General features: G+C 41.0%; 15 protein-coding genes. 2 read left to right on the top strand and 13 right to left on the bottom strand.

Annotation, left to right across the window (positions count from 1 at the left end; genetic code table 11):
* Nucleotides 1-8 precede the first annotated feature (8 nt).
* The 3 genes from DTQ70_RS25510 to DTQ70_RS25500 all read right to left on the bottom strand — a co-directional run bounded on the left by DTQ70_RS25510 (nucleotide 9) and on the right by DTQ70_RS25500 (nucleotide 1,522).
* Nucleotides 9-497, bottom strand: coding sequence for a murein L,D-transpeptidase family protein (locus DTQ70_RS25510; protein WP_122934560.1), 489 nt, complete (start codon nucleotides 495-497; stop codon nucleotides 9-11).
* An 8-nt stretch (nucleotides 498-505) separates the two neighbouring features.
* Nucleotides 506-1,210 (bottom strand): hypothetical protein, encoded by a 705-nt coding sequence (locus DTQ70_RS25505; RefSeq protein ID WP_122933413.1) that lies wholly within the window; start codon nucleotides 1,208-1,210, stop codon nucleotides 506-508.
* A gap of 105 nt (nucleotides 1,211-1,315) precedes the next feature.
* A complete protein-coding gene (locus DTQ70_RS25500) occupies nucleotides 1,316-1,522 on the bottom strand; it encodes a hypothetical protein (protein WP_122933412.1) in 207 nt (68 codons plus the stop codon).
* A gap of 328 nt (nucleotides 1,523-1,850) precedes the next feature.
* Between DTQ70_RS25500 and DTQ70_RS25495 the strand changes: the two genes are divergently transcribed.
* A complete protein-coding gene (locus tag DTQ70_RS25495) occupies nucleotides 1,851-3,596 on the top strand; it encodes a tetratricopeptide repeat protein (RefSeq protein ID WP_164490206.1) in 1,746 nt (581 codons plus the stop codon).
* Here DTQ70_RS25495 and DTQ70_RS25490 read toward each other — a convergent pair.
* From DTQ70_RS25490 to cysS, 10 genes are all read right to left on the bottom strand, one after another.
* A complete protein-coding gene (locus DTQ70_RS25490; RefSeq protein ID WP_122933410.1) occupies nucleotides 3,573-5,399 on the bottom strand; it encodes a T3SS effector HopA1 family protein in 1,827 nt (608 codons plus the stop codon). The genes DTQ70_RS25495 and DTQ70_RS25490 overlap by 24 nt on opposite strands.
* Nucleotides 5,353-6,243 carry an aminoglycoside phosphotransferase family protein gene (locus tag DTQ70_RS25485; RefSeq protein ID WP_164490205.1) on the bottom strand — a complete coding sequence of 297 codons (891 nt, stop codon included), beginning with the start codon at nucleotides 6,241-6,243 and terminating at the stop codon, nucleotides 5,353-5,355. Before DTQ70_RS25485 ends, DTQ70_RS25490 begins: the two co-directional genes overlap by 47 nt.
* Nucleotides 6,240-6,713 carry a hypothetical protein gene (locus DTQ70_RS25480; protein WP_122933408.1) on the bottom strand — a complete coding sequence of 158 codons (474 nt, stop codon included), beginning with the start codon at nucleotides 6,711-6,713 and terminating at the stop codon, nucleotides 6,240-6,242. The genes DTQ70_RS25485 and DTQ70_RS25480 overlap by 4 nt, the downstream gene beginning before the upstream one ends.
* Nucleotides 6,714-6,746: 33 nt before the next feature.
* Nucleotides 6,747-7,403 carry a response regulator transcription factor gene (locus tag DTQ70_RS25475; protein ID WP_122933407.1) on the bottom strand — a complete coding sequence of 219 codons (657 nt, stop codon included), beginning with the start codon at nucleotides 7,401-7,403 and terminating at the stop codon, nucleotides 6,747-6,749.
* Nucleotides 7,404-7,715: 312 nt separating this feature from the next.
* The gene (locus DTQ70_RS25470; protein WP_122933406.1) at nucleotides 7,716-9,989 is read right to left on the bottom strand and encodes a GH92 family glycosyl hydrolase; all 2,274 of its coding nucleotides are present in this window, start codon (nucleotides 9,987-9,989) and stop codon (nucleotides 7,716-7,718) included.
* 37 nt (nucleotides 9,990-10,026) lie between these two features.
* Complete coding sequence (locus DTQ70_RS25465) at nucleotides 10,027-12,405, bottom strand: gliding motility-associated C-terminal domain-containing protein (protein ID WP_122933405.1); 2,379 nt, start codon at nucleotides 12,403-12,405, stop codon at nucleotides 10,027-10,029.
* A 195-nt stretch (nucleotides 12,406-12,600) separates the two neighbouring features.
* Nucleotides 12,601-13,119, bottom strand: coding sequence for a hypothetical protein (locus tag DTQ70_RS25460; RefSeq protein WP_122933404.1), 519 nt, complete (start codon nucleotides 13,117-13,119; stop codon nucleotides 12,601-12,603).
* Between the two features lie 313 nt (nucleotides 13,120-13,432).
* The gene (locus tag DTQ70_RS25455; protein ID WP_122933403.1) at nucleotides 13,433-14,203 is read right to left on the bottom strand and encodes a Fic family protein; all 771 of its coding nucleotides are present in this window, start codon (nucleotides 14,201-14,203) and stop codon (nucleotides 13,433-13,435) included.
* Between the two features lie 58 nt (nucleotides 14,204-14,261).
* Nucleotides 14,262-14,825, bottom strand: a complete 564-nt coding sequence (locus DTQ70_RS25450) for a DUF192 domain-containing protein (protein ID WP_122933402.1) — start codon at nucleotides 14,823-14,825, stop codon at nucleotides 14,262-14,264.
* A gap of 23 nt (nucleotides 14,826-14,848) precedes the next feature.
* Nucleotides 14,849-16,384 carry a cysteine--tRNA ligase gene (cysS, locus tag DTQ70_RS25445; RefSeq protein WP_122933401.1) on the bottom strand — a complete coding sequence of 512 codons (1,536 nt, stop codon included), beginning with the start codon at nucleotides 16,382-16,384 and terminating at the stop codon, nucleotides 14,849-14,851.
* 207 nt (nucleotides 16,385-16,591) lie between these two features.
* On the opposite strand from cysS, the gene udk reads away from it, so the two are divergent.
* Nucleotides 16,592-17,209 (top strand): uridine kinase, encoded by a 618-nt coding sequence (gene udk / locus DTQ70_RS25440; protein WP_122933400.1) that lies wholly within the window; start codon nucleotides 16,592-16,594, stop codon nucleotides 17,207-17,209.
* Nucleotide 17,210 lies beyond the last annotated feature (1 nt).

Genomic DNA, 17,210 nt, shown 5'->3' with positions numbered 1-17,210 from the left:
GGTTTTCATTAAGGGTAAATGTGAATGGGCGTGTTGATTTTGACGAGGCTGTATATTTCCTCGATTTCGTCGTTGGTAACAGCGATGCAGCCATCTGTCCAATCGCGTAAACGATGTAATTTGCCCCATTTTGCATATTTAGGGCCAAGTCCATGTACTTTTATGTCACCACCGGTACGGTTTTGGGCTTTGTCAGCAGCATTCGGATAGTTAATACCTAAGTTTTTATGAAATTTAGTATTGGACCCTTCGGCTTTATCATTTATTATGTACTTCCCTTCCGGTGTTTTTTCATCCTTTTCCTTCTCTTTTGGCCCTTTCGGATGTTTTCCAAGAGAGACTTTGTACTTCTTAAACTCAACCCCATTGCTAAATAAAATGAGCGTTCGCTGCGATTTGAAACAAACCAGCGAGTCTATCTCTCCTGCCCAAGTGTTGTTGGGGACTACCCCCAACACACTGATTAGGGCGCAGCCAATAATGAATAGTATTTTCATAGGGATGGTTAGAACCAATCTTTTGAGTCAGAGACCAGTACAAGTTTTTTAAATGCACCATCTCTAAATCTCATTTTGTGGTATTTTATAGCGATAGGGAAGGTTTCTCCCAAGGGTGCAGTCAGTACTATCTTAGTAGTTGATTCTCTTGTGAAGCCTATTTTGCCGCCAACAATTGCGTTTACCTCGGCATCAATGGAAGCATCAATCTCTGATTCACTTTCAATGATGGCTTTTAAGTTTTTGGCATAAACTACCCCTGTGATTACAATAAGGTTGTCGCGGTTGAGATCTTTGAGTACCCCAGGATTGGGGTGAACAAAGTCAGAAGCGGCTAAGAAGTTTTCCAAATCAAGCTGTTCAACTGTTTCAGAAAATGCATTAGAATAAGATATGTCAACCTTTTTACCTGATGAAATCTTGGTTCCCAAGTCGAGTTTACCGAGGTTGTTTTTTGATAAAATATCCTCTAAAACCGTGATACCTATATTGAATTTTAATTCTTGGGAAGCATTAGAAACAACATCTAAGGCCGTAGAGGTGGTTGTACCCAACGGTGTTGTTGCATTAAATATATGATGAATAGAAGAAGCCAACGACTCAATCGGGTTGTTGAATCGTTTTCTCCAAATTTGAAGCAATCGTTGCTCTCTCAACGTGCCGTCGAGCAAATCATACCCTTCTTTTTCTAAGTTTTTAGATAAGTCTTTCATTGCAGTACAAATTTTTATGGTTTCCCCTACTCTCAGTATTCAGGTGCTTTTTCGGGTTAGTCCACCTGTTGGTTTGATGGATACTATTGGTCAAAATGTTTTCGTTTAATCCCTCTTCTTCCACCCTACAATGAGCCATTGTTGTTCATCTAAATAAGCGTCGTCTTGAAAAAGCATCTTTTGGAGCAGTGCCATTTCTTCGAGTGATATTTTTTCAAATGAGTGGTCTTTCTGAGAATCGTCGGTAAGCGTTATATAACCTTCTTTTTGTGTGGTATTCCAACCAAGTGTGTAAGATTTGATACGTTTCATAAGGTTATTTTTATGAAGACAAAATTCTTTATTTGAACACCAGAAGACAATACCGGTGAAACCGTATTTTTACTGATATAGCCTACTGTCAAGGCAGTATTTTGCTGTTTTTTTTGATTTTATGGCTAACTTGTCGTCTCCTAAGCAACCCTTTATGAGAAGTATTTTTTGTTTTTTGCTGTGTGTGGCATTGATTTGGGGCGCTCAGGCGCAGTCTTCGCGGCAGCTCGATAGCCTCAAGCGCGTATTGGCAACACTCCCACCTGAGGGTAGTTCGTATAGCAGCGATACGACGCGGGTACGGGTGATGTGTGAGATGGCACTTCAAATGCCATTCAACCAAATAGATTCAACGATTTTATTTCTTCAAGATCCACTAAGAATAAGCAAGAAAATTCGCTGGGTTTTGGGCGAATGTATGGCCTACTATCATATTGGGTATTATCATATTGGCAAAAATGATTTGATGAAGGGGGTAGATTATTTATTCCATAGTTTGGCCATAGCCGAGAAAAATAGCATGGTTTTTCATATCGCCCGTAACAACAAAACACTTGGCGATGCTTATGCTCGATTGGGTGATTATGAAAAAGCAGAAATGTACCTCAAAAAAAGTGTGACATTATTTCGACAATTGAAAAACAAAAGAGAGGAGCTATTGGCTGTTAATAATCTTGGTCTTATGTTTTTTGAAAAAAAGGATTACAAAGCCTCTATTCCTTATTTCGAGTATTGTCTCACAAAAAACAAAAGATGGAAACTTGGTAATTTGGATGACATTTTTTTGGCCAATTTGGGGGCTTCGCTTCGTTTTTTGGGTGAATATGACAAAGCATTGCGTGCATTTGAGCAAACAGAAAAAGTTTTAAAAAACACCTTATACTATTATCGCCGCATTCTAAATCTTACCAGTGTCGCTGATATTTGGATATTTAAAAACGATTTTAGTCGTGCAAAAATGTACTTGGATCGAGTGCAAGCACTGCAAAATAAATATGGCACAAATGTTTCACAAAAAGATATATACCAAACCTATTACAGCCTCTACAAAAAAATGGGAGATAAGGAGAGAGCCTTAGACTATTACGAAAAATTTATCGCTTTAGAGAAATTGACTACCCAACAAGACAAAGACCAAAAAATTCAGAACCTTCAAGCATCATTCGACAACGAAAAGAAAAATAACGAAATTAATCTATTAAATCAAAGTCTTGAAAAAGAGGTGCTTATCAAAAGTATTTTCATAGCAGGAGCTATTTTATTGCTCTTGTTTGCTGTCTGGTTTTGGCGAAATAGCCAAAAGCTGTCCAAACAAAACAAAACCATCGAAAGCCAACGAACAGAACTTCAATCGGTAAATGCTCAATTAGAAACGCTCAATCAAGGCTTAGAACAAAAAGTAACCGAGCGAACTAACGAACTGCAACAGGCTAACGAAGCACTCATAAAGAAAAATGAAGAAATAATACTCGCCCTCGTAGAAGGCCAAACCATAGAACGCAAACGAGTAGCTTCTGAACTACACGATAATTTGGGCGCAACGCTTTCAGCCATCAAATGGCGATTGGAAGCTATCAATGGTCATAATCTCACTGATAAAGAGCGAAAAATACATGAAAGTACTTTAGAAATGATGAAGGGGGCATACTCTGAAGTAAGACTTATATCTCATAATTTATTACCTGCTGAGTTGGAAAAAGGAGGTTTTAAAGGGGCGTTAGAGAAATTTATTACTGACATCAACAGCAGCGAAAAACTCCATATCACCTACGACTTACAGTCCGAACATGTACCTACGGACAAAAAAATGCAATTAGAACTTTATAGCATTGCCCTCGAACTTCTCAATAATGTCTTGAGACACGCCAAGGCCAAGAAAGCACATGTTATGCTATATGCCAAAAATGGAAACACATACTTTGAGATCTCCGATGATGGTAAGGGGATTAAAAATCAAGTAAATGGTATGGGTACAAAGAGCATTCAAAGCAGGGTACAGTCATTGAATGGTACTATTGAGTATCTGCCACAGGCGGTTGGGAGTAAGATTTTACTTTATTTTTCCAATCTGTAAAATATTTTGAGCCTCCTTTTTACTATTTGAATACCAGTCTTTATAGAGACTTAAAAGCTCTTTTAAGTTTCTGGCTCTTGATGCCGTCAAAAATAAAAAACCCATTTTTAGTTTTCCTTTGTAGGTTGGGCAATATTCATAGTTGCCATAGGTATTTTTCATGGGTAAACTTAATTTTTCAAAATACTTATCAATAAGTTGTGCCGCCTTTTTTAAATCTTCTATTGATAATTTGGCCAAATCAGGTAGTGTGTCTAATTGTTCTTGAATTTCTACGACAATTTCCACAAACTCCTTATCAGTCTTATCGTCAAGGTATGCGAAAATTTCGTCAAGGGGGGTGGGGGCTTTTTCAAGTGAAGGATTCTTTTTTATGCTCTTATGGTTAAACTTTATTTTATCAGCTGCATTTTGGTAGTAATTATCACTGGTTATTTGTGCTAGTTCTGACAGGAATAAATGAATTCGGTATTTTTCTGTTTCATCTACCATTCGATAAAACTCCTGTTCATTGTCTTGGTCATAAGTAAGCCAATCATATGAGTCACTTTCTGGATTCCAAATAGCTTTCTCAATTAAATCTTTGCCATAGTTTTCTGCAATATTCTGAAATCGTAGCCTTCCAAAGTTATCTATAAAATTATTGTATTTTTCTATGGATTGAATATAAGAATTTGTGAATTCTAAAAGCCAATTCCATTGACGTTTGGGTAGTCCCCAATTTTTAAATTGTTGTCTTTCTTTGCTTAGATATGTCTCAAAATTATACTCGTATTTAGTTTTTGCGTGTCTGTAAAATTCTTCGGTATAATCTTCTTCTTTAAGTAATCTGATGATTTCATTTGTGATTATATTATTGTCTAAATTAACAAAGTTGCCATTAGTATAAGAAAGTTTATTTTTAATAATTTTCCAAATCAAAGCTCGGCGATGGGTGCCAAAACTTTCACTTATCGACAAAGGAGATTCGGCAAATCCAATACCATTATATAGCTTTAGCGTAAAAAGAGGGACATTAGATTGAAGAATGGATTTGAATCTATCTGCTATCTCTTGAATAATAGGGGCAACTAACGGAAAGTGGTTTTGGGTAATATATAATACTCCAGCATCGGCATAGTTATAATTTTTTAGATTGAAGGGGTATTTGACTCCAAAAGGAATTCGGTATTCATTGAGAGTATCTTGTAAAAATTTTGCCCATCTTAATATCTCTTCTTTGTTGTCGGGAGAGAGATGAAAATAAAACCTTATCATGGGTTTATCAAACATCTTAATTGCATAATCCCCTTCTATATATACAAAATAGCTTTCCCTTTTTAGGTCAAGTTTCCTATTACGGTACAGATATACAAACTGCTCGCCTAATGTAAATTTCGCATTTTGTTCTTCAAAAACAGAGTCATTTTCAGTAGATTCTTTTGGTTTACTAAAATACCCTCCATCCAAATACTCGCCTGCATTTACGACGATAGATTGTCCATCTTGAAATACTAACTTCTGCCCTCTGACAAGATGAATATTGCCGGATGTAGGCATTACCCACCAAAAACGCTTTTCATTGAATGTTTCAACAAAAGGCAATACTTCCTCTATGTTTTTACTTAGTAAAGATGAAGGCTTATTTGGGTTGCGATACCGTGATTTCAATTCAAGCAAGAAATCATCCTCTTCAATTTCTTGCTTGTTGAGTTTGATTACGTTTCCATCAAATGCAAATCCTTTAAGAAGTTTTTTTAATTGTTCCTGCAATCCCTCATTTTCCGATAAGGCGGTTGATTGTTTTTCGGTTAGTATCGACATATTGGCAAGTGATGAGTCTTAAATAAGTTTTAAGTTTTGTTCTATTTACATCGTAATTTTCCAATAACGTTTGAATCACCTTTTTTACTTGATCAAAACGAGCAGGTTCTTTGTTGGTAAAAAAGTTGTCATCTCCAAGCTTCTTACATAATGCTACAATGAACAAAGCTACATCCCAAACAGGGTCTCCAATCATAGCTAACTCCCAGTCAATGATTTTGATGTCCTTATTGACTACCAAGATATTTTGGAGATTTAAATCAAAATGAATCAACGATGTAGGAGTCCACTTTTTATACAAATAGGCCAAATCCGCAAAATATTGAGGTGCCTGTATAGTATAATCTATTGCACGGATTTGAGTAGGGCTGAGCATACGCAACTTAGGTTCATAATCAGGAATCTTAATTTTATGAAGCTCCTTTATTTTTACGATTACTTTTGAAAGAAACGATGTGATCTCTCCCCAAGTAGTATCTACTTTTAAATTGTTTATGTGCTGATACGCTATTGTATTGTCTCCCAAGTGACATGTTGCAAGAATAAGATTATCGTTATCAAAAAAACAAATATTGGGAATATCCGTAAATTTTTGATTGCGAAGATAATCTATTACAAGATATTCATTTTCAATATAGGAGCCAACACCCAAAGAGCCATATTGCTTCAAGTGAATTTTTAATTTATCTCCAATATAGACTCTTGCGTTAAGGTTTCGATGGTATTTATTTACTATCAAAACCTTAACAAATTCAGTTGGAGTATCTTTCTCAAAACTTAAATTATATTTACGCCATAAAAGATACTCCAACGTCAAATAGGATGATTGCAGAATAAGCCTCATATATTTCCATCTGGTCGTGGTGGACATGGAGGTGTCGAAACAGTATCGTTTATTGTCTCTCCACTTTTGAGTAAAGTAAATACCCGCTGCAAATAGCCATCATTCAGATTAAGAGTTTCTAACTCATTCATAATTCTTAAACCACCTCCGATAATTTTTTGAATTACAATAGTAAAATTGGCAGCATTAGTTACAGTAATTTTTGAAACAAAAAATTCGTATGTCTGGGTATCTTTTTTAAACTTAATTTTCTTATCCGTTGGTACTATTTCTTTGATGATATGACTTGGTATTTGTACCATGATATAGTCTTTTGAATCTCTACCTACTATTTCATTTTTGTAACCACTCAATCCCCCAAAAAGATAACAAACACTGATGTATGTAAGTGTGCCTCCTCCATCGTTTAGATTCTTATTCCAATAAGAAACTTTGCCTTCGCATACGCCACAAAATGTAATTTCTGCCATAATTAGAAAAAATTTAAAAGGTTAAAAATTAGTTTAAATCTCATCAATCAACTTATGTTTCAAGGCCCAGCGCATAAGGCCCACGGCAGAGCTTACGCCTACTTTTTTGAGGAGGTTGCGGCGGTGGGTTTCTACGGTCGTTACACTCAGATGCAGTCGGTCGGCGATGGCTTGGTTGCTTAAATCTTCGGCAATGAGCCGCATTATTTCGAGCTCACGCTTGGTCAAGGGTACTATATCATCAATGGCAGTTTTGCCATTGGTATTGTTGAGGTTAGGTATTTCGGCCAGTTTGCGTACAATCTTCTCGCTAAAATAATTTTCGCCTGAAGCTACCGTTTGTATGGCCCTGATAAGCTCGGCCCGTTCGGCACTTTTCATGACATATCCACATACGCCTGCTTGTAATGCTTCACGAATATGGGCAGCTTCCTCGCTCATAGTCAGTATGATAACTTTGATGAGTGGATGCTGTTCTCGTATGCGGACGGTCATGTCGTTGCCATTGAGCAGGGGCATGTGCAAGTCGGCTAATATGATGTCAATGGTATTTTTCTCTATAAAATTAAGTACTTGCCAGCCATTATTTACAATACCCACTACCTCGAAAGGCTCGAAAGCACCTAATAACATACTTAGGCTTTCGGCTACTACGTGGTGGTCGTCTGCAATCAGTATTTTGACAGGCATATCAGTTCTGTAAAGTTGAATAGAGGTATTTGGTTTGGCAAATATGGAAGTATAGATGTTATTAAGAAATACTGCCTAGACAGTATTTTTATAATTATTTATACCTTTTTAATAGTAGAAAAAAGAGGCAAAGACTATAAATACCATTACGAAGTACTGAGATTTAGTTGTTTTTTATACTTCTAATCGTTGTAAGTAGTATTTAGAGCCATCCTACTCTAAGCAAATGCGAAATAAAAACAAGAGGCGGCCTATGAAAGGCCGCCTCTTAGAATATTTATTATTTGAGTTGAAGAAGATGTCTTTCTGTCACTACTTCCTAGAAAACGAATACGGAAAACTGCTCACTTCTGTGCCACGGCTTTGGTTAGGCGTGGGCGACATCGTGAAGTTCAAGCTTCCGCCTTGTTGTAAGGCATGATGCTCCACAAAGTTCTGCGTATGGGGTTTTCCATTAAAGACCAACTGCTTCACATAAACGTTTTTGTCGCTGTTTTCGGGGGCGTTAATGGTGAGTTTTTTGCCGTTTTCAAACGTCATCGTGGTGCGTTTGAAAAGTGGGCTTCCCACTACGTATTGCGTGGTGCCTGGGCATACAGGATAAAAACCTAACGCACTGAACACGTACCAAGCCGAAGTTTGGCCGTTGTCTTCGTCGCCACAGTAGCCGTCGGGGGTAGGTTGGTAAAGCTTATCCATGATTTGGCGAATCCAATACTGCGATTTCCACGGTTGTCCCGCGTAGTTGTACAAATACGGCATGTGTTGAATCGGTTGGTTGCCGTGGGCGTACTGACCCATGTTCATGATCTGCATTTCGCGGATTTCGTGAATCACAAATCCATAGTAAGACTCGTCGAAAACGGGTGGTAATATAAATACGCTGTCTAGTTTTTGGGCAAAAGCTTCGCGCCCTCCCATCAACGAGGCCAAGCCGTCCACATCGTGGAAAACCGACCAGGTATAATGCCAGCTATTTCCTTCGGTAAAAGCATCGCCCCATTTGAACGGGTTGAACGGTTTTTGGAAATCACCTGCCTTGTTTTTGCCGCGCATCAATTTGGTTTCGGGGTCAAACAAGTTGCGGAAGTTCTGATTGCGTTTGGTAAAAAGGGCGATTTCGCTTTCGGGACGCTTGAGCGATTTGGCCAATTGTAAAATACAAAAATCGGCGTAGGCGTATTCGAGCGTACGGGCGGCATTTTCGTTGATTTTAACGTCGTAAGGCACGTATCCAAGTTCGTTGTAGTACTCGTGTCCAAAGCGCCCGACGGAACTTACTGCGCCTGCGTGGTCGGTGTTTTTAAGAACGGCTTCGTAGAGGGTATTGATGTCGTATCCGCGAATCCCTTTGATGTACGAATCGGCAATCAACGAGGCAGAGTTGGAGCCAATCATGCAGTCGCGGTGGCCTGGGCTGGCCCATTCGGGTAAGAAGCCACTTTCTTTGTAGGCATTGACCAAACCTTCCATGATTTGGGCGTTGAGCGTGGGGTACATCAGCGTGAAAAACGGAATGGCCGAACGGAAAGTATCCCAAAAGCCATTGTCGGTAAACATATAGCCAGGCAACACTTGGCCATTGTAAGGGCTGTAGTGGACGACCTGATTTTGGGCGTTTAGCTCATAAAATTTACGCGGGAAGAGCAAAGCGCGGTAGAGGCACGAGTAAAAGGTGCGAATCTGAGCGTCGGTGCCACCTTCTACGGCCAAGCGACCGAGCTCTTGGTTCCAGATTTTCTGGCCTTTTTGCAGGGTAGCATCAAAGGTATCGTTGCCCAATTCGCGGGTGAGGTTGAGCGCGGCTTGTTCGGCACTGATAAACGAGGACGAAACTTTGATTGTCACTACTTCGCCTTTTTTGGTTTTAAACCCAATGACCCCACCTGCGTGGTCGGCTTTCATTTCGAGGGTGTTTTTTGACAACGTTTTGTCGGACCAAGTGGCTGAGTAAGTAAACGGTTTGTCGAAACGCAATTCAAAGTAATTCTTAAAATTGGGAGGAACACCGCCGCTGTTTTGAGTACTGTACCCAATAATTTTTTGTTGTTCAGGAATAATCTTGATGTATGAACCCTTGGCAAAGGCATCAATAACGACAAAAGCGCTGTCGGTTTTGGGGAACGTCAAACGGAACTGCGAAGCACGTTCTGTAGGCGTGATTTCTACCTGGGTGTCGTGGTCGGCCAAATAAACACTGTAATAATGTGGTTTAACGACTTCCGCTTTGTGAGAAAACCAGCTTTGGCGGGCATCTTCGGTAAATTTGAGTTTTCCCGTTACGGGCATGATAGAAAACATTCCGTAGTCGTTGATCCACGGACTGGGTTGGTGTGTTTGCTTAAAACCTCGAATTTTATTGGCAGTGTACATGTACATCCAGCCGTCGCCGTTTTTGCCCGTTTGGGGGCACCAAAAATTCATTCCCCACGGCAATGCAACAGCAGGATAGGTATTTCCAGTAGAAAGCTCGTGGCGGGAGTCGGTACCCATAAGTGGGTTAACCCATTGGGTATAGTCGATTTGAGCGTACGAAAATGTAGCTCCCAATAGGAGAAGGAGGGTGGTACGGAAAAATGTTTGCATGAATAACGAGTAAATTTGATGCGATTTTACGATAAAATTACCGAATCACGCTCAAACTCCCCATGAATTTGTGTTCTACCTCGCGAAGATAAATCTGGTAGTAGTACATTCCAACGGGCACTAATTCGCCGTTCCAGCGGCCATCCCAGGCGGTGGTGTAACCTTTGCTGCTAAAAACTACATTGCCCCAACGGTTGAGTACTTCGATGGTACAGTTGGGATAATCGGTAATTCCCCCAATTTCCCACGTATCGTTACTGCCGTCATCGTTGGGCGTAAAACCGTTCGGAATATTCAAGTCAATGACGAGAACGGTGATTTTTTTCTCTGAAACACAGCCTTCGGGGGTACTTACGGTGAAGGTGTAGGTGGTGGTTCGGTCGGGGCTGGCGTAGGGACGTGCCGTGGAGGGATTGCTCAAACCGATGCTTGGAAACCACGAAATGGTTGAATTGAGCGGGGGAAGCATTCGTAGTTCGATGCTGTCACCTTTCACAACAATCCATCGGTCAGTACCATCGATGCGAGGTGGAGGAGCTAACCTTACCAAACGAGTGGCTTTGCCCGAACATCCTTCGGGGTTGGTATAGGTGTAAGTAATGGGATAAGTACCCGCTGCTAAATTTTGGGAGACAAAGCGATTGCCTGTTACTCCATTGCCGCTAAACACGCCACCTGCAGGGGTTCCTCTGAGGGTGATTGCTTGGAGAGCAGTAGTACAAAGCGGAGCAATAGAGTCTAATGCAACTTTGGGGGAAGGTTTGACGACAATCTCTAACACCAGCGAACGCGTGGCACAGCGTGTTACTGTATCAACCACTGCTACGCTATACTCCCCTGATTTTTGCGGGTATAATTCATTGGTAATGACCGAAAAAATTGGAACTTTTCCTTCGTACCAAACATATTCGTAGGTTTTGACGTTGGGCGTGGTGAGTTTGACCGAATCATTGGCACAAAAAATGGGTGGCCCCGAAATCGAGATAGGAGCAGGTGGGCCAGCTATTAATCTGACAATAACGCTGTCTTTGGCTTGGCATTGAGAAACTGCGTCGGTGGCGGTTACGTGGTACGTACCTGCTTGTTTGACATAATATAAGGTGGAGGCGTTGCTTCCAACGGCCTGTCCGTTGTATTTCCAAGCCACGGTAGAGCCTGCCGCTGTTTCGATGCTCAAATTAGTGCTATCGCTATCACAAATAGGAAGAGGGCGGCTTGAGCTAATCTTGACCGAAGGGGTGCTTTTGAGACTTACCGTGCTAGTATTCATAGAGGCTTCTTCGGCACTGCAACTTTGGGCAAAACGTTTGAGAAGTGTATAAACGCCTGCTTGTTTCACAGCCAGAGATGCCGATGTATTCCCTTCTATTGTTTTTCCGTCGCGCTGCCATTCGTAAGCCCATTGTGGGTCTTCATCGTCGGGCTTTAGCACTGCGCTGTCGATTCCACACATGGTTAATGCCGATACGTGTCCGTTAGATTGAATCGAAGGAACAACGCCCGAAGTTGCTGATTTTACGTTGATAGAAACAGCCGAAGGAGGCGTGGAAATGCAGTCAACGACTTGGAAAACAAACTCTCGTCGTACTTCGCCGATTTTTGTTCCGTTGCGGTATTCTTCACAACGAACGGCAAAGGCAAACGAACCTAGTTGCGAAGCGTTAACGGTGATTTTGCCCGTTTTAGGGTCAATTTTTAAGGGTGTTTTGCCCGAAATCGCTTTTGTACTGTCAAAACCATTAGCCCAGGTAGCGCGTTTGTATGGGCCTGACTGCGCTTTGGTAGGAAAAGTCCCACCGCCGTCGGTAGAACCAATAAGTGGCGTGACGATGCTGTACGAAAGCTCATCTTTATCGGTATCGCTGGCACTAAAATCTGCTTCTACGTCTTTTCCCACGCAGATGTATTTTATTTCGGGTGTTTTAAAAACAGGGGAGCTGTTAACGGTGGCAAGTGGAGGTAGTTCGGCGTAAAAAACAAGCCCAACGCGGCTGGGTGTCTGGATGTTGAGCAGACTACCGTTGCGGCAACATTCTTCCCACGCCAGATAAAAACCTCCCGCAGCATTGTAAGCCGCTGCCGAAAAACTGGCATTTGCCGTGTAGCGAATCAAGGTGTTTTTAGTGTCTGACGGACTACCAACACAACGAGTATTGGTGTACGGTAGTTCTTGTTTTGCAACGCGCGAGAGCGTTAAATCTTCGATACGGCTGTTATCGCTTTTACGAAAAACCGACACAAAGGCGTTGTCTTCGGTGCTGCGGAGGTTTGCGTCGTAAATGAGCGTGAGGGTAATGGTAAAATCGTTGGAAGAAGGGCTACGTCGGGCAACAGAAATGTCACCACCAATGATGTGATTGGCCCAACTGCTCACACTACACACCACCAAAACCACCGCTGTTAACCAACTTTTCATCACTGTAGGAATTTATTTTGCTAGACAGTGCGTCGGAAGCGCAATTTTTCGCCTGCTTAAAACGTTTTCGGGCTTTGCGCTGGTGGGCTTTTGAAACCGAAAACTGTCTGCTAGCACTAATGTTTATTAATTGCTCAAATGTTTATATTCGCACTGTCCGCCCACTAACGCAAAACCCGTGTTAGCGGTATGTGCTTATTTCTTAAGTTTCTCTTCGTTCATATTTCGCCACATTTCAATATCATTGTCAAACTCTTCTTCATCGTCTGATGGCGCATACTCAAATTGAATAGAGGTCTTTGTAGAATTTGTCAATTCTGCAATTTTCTTCTCGATCTCAAGTGCTTTACCATAATTATCAATCAAATTTCCATTGTCGTCAATTTTATTTTCTTTAACAGATATTCCAAATATGATTTTTCCATCAAACGTAAACTTTAAAATAATATGGTTGATTCCTTCTTTCAAATTGTCGCCAATATAAAATGCGAAACCAAAATTTTTATTTTCAAGTCCAAAGTCGATTACTTCTGTCAAAGTACTTATTGCTGTCCAAGTTTCTTCTGTATTATATTTTTCATTTTTGTAAACGGCAATTTCTTGCCCTTCTCTATTTTCAATTTTTTCCCTTATTGAAAAATAGTTTAGAAACTTCTCAATGGTTCTTTTGTCACGTTGTCTTGAAAGCCCGTAAATGTCATAATATGGAGGCATCTCTTTAATTTCGTTGTTGTTTTAGCATTACCGCTAACATTAGCTTTACGCATTCTTTATAGTTTTACAAGGTACCGTTGAGGCTGGATTTTGATAATTATAATGCGAACTTTTCAAGATAAGTGCTTGGTTTTGGGCCTCATAGAGGCTTAACATTTGTAGAACAATGAGGGCTTGTCCGATTTGGTGTGCCATAGGTACACCACTTGTAAGCGATGTTGTGTACCTACGGCACACTGAAATAAGAAAATAGGCTCCTATAACTACAAATAGGTAGTGCCTAAAGGCACATTTCTTGAAAAGTTCGCGTAAATTATAAACTATTGGGTAACATTAATAGGAAAGGCAGTGCTTTTGAATAGTCAAGCTCAGGATATTCTAACCCCAACAGACGTAAATTACGGTAATAGGTTTGGTGGTGTTCATAATAGTTTCTTTCGCTGGGTACAAACCATGCTTTTTCGCCTAATTTTTGAGCTAAAAACCATTTTTCTATCAATCTTCCACTTCTGCCGTTGCCATCGTTCCAAGGATGAATTTTTACGAATGCCAAATGAATCATAGCTGCAAAAAAGAAAGCTTTTTCTGTGGTTAGCTTTTGCTTCAAAAGCACTGCTATATCATGATAGAACTTTTCCATTTCGGATTCTACTTCATACGGGGAAACTGCTACATATTCAATCCTTCCATCGGGCGTACTTACATACATATTTTGTGTACGTAATTTGCCTTGTTGCTGTTTTGCAACTATATGTTTGCTTAATAATTTATGTGCTTTGCTTATGTTTGTTTTATTCAACACATTGGTTTTGGCAAAAGTATAAGCATCATACAGGTCGTCAATTTTCTTAGTATAGTCGGGTAAAAACTTAATGCCAAATTTTTTGTGTTTGATATAACTATCTAATTCAATCTCTTCGCCTTCTATTTTGCTTGAAAAAACCGAAGCTACTGACGTATGAAAGCTAAACGTATCGGTTGAAATGTCTGCATCCTTCAGGGCATCAAAACGTTGTGCTAAATCTTTGGGAACTAGCGTTAGGTAATCCTCCAATAATTCTGTTTTGATTATTTCCAGATTCATCGCCTTATGCCTCGTTTATCAATGCCGACAATTGGGCCTTTTAAAGTGATTTTTAGTATTAGAAAGCAACCGCATCACCCACTTTGATACCATATTTGTCACAGTAACCGCCGTTTACTTCCACTACGTATTGTGCTTCGCCGTAGGAAGGCAAACTTTCTTCCGAATAAGGTTTCGCGTTTTTCTGAATAGAAACGATTTTTTTTGCAGAGTCAACGTAAATAATGTCCAGCGAAATCATCGTGTTTTTCATCCAAAATGATTGAGGGGTAGCTTGTTCAAATACAAACAACATTCCTACCGAATCCGAAAGATAAGGTCGGAACATCAATCCTTTGGCCCGTTCTGCGTCGTTTTCGGCAATTTCAACGTCGATTTTGCGGAGTTGCTGACCTCCACGCAGAAAAGCGACTTCACCCTCTTTGGTAATGCCGCTGCTCGTAGCGGCGGGAGCCGTAGCTGGGGTCGAACTTTCGGGGGTTGCCGATGGCGCAGGGGCTTCGGCTACTGGTGCAGCCTCTTCACGATCTGCAACTAGCAGAGGTCTTGCAATGTACAAAACCCCTGCCAGTACAAAGATGGCTAATAGTATATAACTAAAATAAGCGCTTCTCTTTTGCATCAATGTGTTAGGTTGGTGGCCAGTTATTCTTCGTATGCCCAGTCGATGCGGTGTTTCATATCGCGAATGACCAGGTTTTGAGCTTTGAAGTAGGAACGAATTTGATCCACTTTCTCGTATTGTTGAGCGGCTTTGTATTCCCGATATAAGTTAAGCATACCGTTTAAGACAGCATCGTTTTCGCTGCGCTCTTCTACCAAACCCAGAATTTCTTCCGTAAAAGTGATAAAGTTGTTTTTAAGTGCCGCAAATCCGTCTTCTCCCAAAGCCGCAGGAACAAGCTGGTTCAAATAAAGCATGTTGATATATTTCAACATGTTAAATAGCTGCGCGATAGCCACGGCCGTGTTTAAGTCGTCGTTCATCGCATCGTAGAAGGCTTGTACTGATTTCTTGATGTCAGCGACTTTTTTCTCATCCACCTGAACGCATGGCGTCGATACTTTCAAGCCTACTTCATCGCTGCTAGTAGTTACTTCGGCAGGGATATACACCATTTCCTTGATGGCTTTTAACCCATTCATTAGACGCTTATAGGCTTTGTGTGAGCCTTTTAATGCGTCGTTGGAGAAGTCAAGCGTACTTCTGTATTGTGACTGTAGCATAAAGAAACGGCTCGTCATCGGGCTGTACGCTTGGTCGAGCAGCGGGTGGTCGCCAGCAAACAGCTCACGTGGTAAAAACGAGTTTCCAAGTGATTTTGACATTTTTTGCCCGTTGACGGTGAGCATGTTGGAGTGCATCCAATAGCGCACAGGGTCGGTGCCGTTGATGCCCGTTCCTTGGGCAATTTCGCATTCGTGGTGAGGAAATTTAAGGTCCATACCACCGCCGTGAATGTCAAACTGTTTCCCTAAGTATTTGGTACTCATGCAAGTACATTCGAGGTGCCAGCCTGGAAAGCCTTTACCCCAAGGCGATTCCCACTGCATGATGTGCTCAGGGGCGGCTTTTTTCCAAATGGCAAAGTCGAGCGGGTTGCGCTTTTCGCTGGTTCCTTCGAGTTCGCGGGTTTCGGTCAAAAGCTCGTCCAATACCCTACCCGAAAGCTTTCCGTAGCTGTGCCCTTGGCCGTTGTATTTATTGATGTCAAAATAAACCGAACCGTTTGATTCATAAGCCAAATCTTTTGAAATAAGATCTTTAACGGCCTCGATTTGCTCAATCAAGTGACCCGTGGCAGTAGGCTCAATGCTCGGCGGACGGAAATTAAGTTGGTCCAACACTTGGTGAAAATCGTTGGTATAGCGCTGAACAATTTCCATGGGCTCCAACTGCTCCAATTTTGCCATGCGGCCGATTTTGTCTTCGCCCTCGTCGCCGTCGCCCACAAGGTGACCTACATCGGTAATGTTCCGAACATAACGCACTTTATAACCGATGTGCGAAAGGTAGCGGAAGAGCGTGTCGAACGTCAAAAAAGTACGTACATTCCCAAGGTGTACGTAGTTATAAACCGTCGGCCCACATACGTACATTCCTACGTACGGAGCGTTGATGGGTTCAAAAAGTTCTTTCTGTCGAGTGAGGGAGTTATAAATTTTGAGTGGTTGGTTCATGAGATATATAAGTTGCTACTATTCAGGTTTTAGACTAAAATTCAAAACAGGTTAGCAGCAACATCGGAAGTAGGCGATAGTAAATTTTGTGATGGGCATAGTTAAAAATAGAATAAATGAATGCAAAACTAACAATTTGTTGTGGCATCGTGTACAAAATCCGTGCTGGAAGTTCAGTATTTGCGGATGGAACTGTAACTTTACCGGATGAAAAAACCTTTTATCGTTGGTATCACGGGCGGGAGTGCATCGGGAAAAACGTATTTTTTGAATAGTTTGATGGGCGCATTTTCAGATGATGAAATTTGCCTTATTTCACAAGACCACTATTACCGTCCTCGGCACGAGGTCCCAGTGGATGAAAATGGGGTTCATAATTTTGATTTACCTATTGCGATTAACCACCGTTCGTACGCCGAACATATCATCCAACTTCGAGAAGGTAAACCAGTTGAAAAACTAGAATATACCTTTAATAATCCCAATATTATTCCACAAATGCTAACTTTTCGGCCTACTCCCATTATCGTGGTCGAAGGTATATTTGTGTTTTATTTCAAAGAAATTTCTGAGTTGCTCGACCTAAAAATATACATTGACGCCAAAGAGCACATCAAACTCAAGCGACGTATCATTCGTGATCAAGTGGAACGTGGATACGATTTGACCGACGTGCTTTACCGCTGGGAAAACCACGTTTTTCCTACTTACGAACAGTTCATCAAGCCTTCCAAAGCAGATGCCGACTTGATTATTCCTAATAATCGTCATTTTCACCGTGGCTTGGAAGTCGTAAAATCGTTCTTAAAAACAAAAATATCCTAAT

The organism is Runella sp. SP2, from assembly GCF_003711225.1.
Lineage (GTDB): Bacteria > Bacteroidota > Bacteroidia > Cytophagales > Spirosomataceae > Runella.
Note: the sequence above shows the minus strand (reverse complement) of the source record. Positions and strands in the feature narration are given on the sequence as shown.

Excerpts from the sequence above, each read along its gene's own strand:
- DTQ70_RS25510 (WP_122934560.1), bottom strand. The coding sequence starts at position 497 with ATGAAAATACTATTCATTATTGGCTGCGCCCTAATCAGTGTGTTGGGG.
- DTQ70_RS25500 (WP_122933412.1), bottom strand. The coding sequence starts at position 1,522 with ATGAAACGTATCAAATCTTACACACTTGGTTGGAATACCACACAAAAA.
- DTQ70_RS25485 (WP_164490205.1), bottom strand. The coding sequence starts at position 6,243 with ATGAGGCTTATTCTGCAATCATCCTATTTGACGTTGGAGTATCTTTTA.
- cysS (WP_122933401.1), bottom strand. The coding sequence starts at position 16,384 with ATGAACCAACCACTCAAAATTTATAACTCCCTCACTCGACAGAAAGAA.
- DTQ70_RS25505 (WP_122933413.1), bottom strand. The coding sequence starts at position 1,210 with ATGAAAGACTTATCTAAAAACTTAGAAAAAGAAGGGTATGATTTGCTC.
- DTQ70_RS25470 (WP_122933406.1), bottom strand. The coding sequence starts at position 9,989 with ATGCAAACATTTTTCCGTACCACCCTCCTTCTCCTATTGGGAGCTACA.
- DTQ70_RS25490 (WP_122933410.1), bottom strand. The coding sequence starts at position 5,399 with ATGTCGATACTAACCGAAAAACAATCAACCGCCTTATCGGAAAATGAG.
- DTQ70_RS25475 (WP_122933407.1), bottom strand. The coding sequence starts at position 7,403 with ATGCCTGTCAAAATACTGATTGCAGACGACCACCACGTAGTAGCCGAA.
- DTQ70_RS25465 (WP_122933405.1), bottom strand. The coding sequence starts at position 12,405 with ATGAAAAGTTGGTTAACAGCGGTGGTTTTGGTGGTGTGTAGTGTGAGC.
- DTQ70_RS25460 (WP_122933404.1), bottom strand. The coding sequence starts at position 13,119 with ATGCCTCCATATTATGACATTTACGGGCTTTCAAGACAACGTGACAAA.
- DTQ70_RS25480 (WP_122933408.1), bottom strand. The coding sequence starts at position 6,713 with ATGGCAGAAATTACATTTTGTGGCGTATGCGAAGGCAAAGTTTCTTAT.
- DTQ70_RS25495 (WP_164490206.1), top strand. The coding sequence starts at position 1,851 with ATGCCATTCAACCAAATAGATTCAACGATTTTATTTCTTCAAGATCCA.
- DTQ70_RS25455 (WP_122933403.1), bottom strand. The coding sequence starts at position 14,203 with ATGAATCTGGAAATAATCAAAACAGAATTATTGGAGGATTACCTAACG.
- DTQ70_RS25450 (WP_122933402.1), bottom strand. The coding sequence starts at position 14,825 with ATGCAAAAGAGAAGCGCTTATTTTAGTTATATACTATTAGCCATCTTT.
- udk (WP_122933400.1), top strand. The coding sequence starts at position 16,592 with ATGAAAAAACCTTTTATCGTTGGTATCACGGGCGGGAGTGCATCGGGA.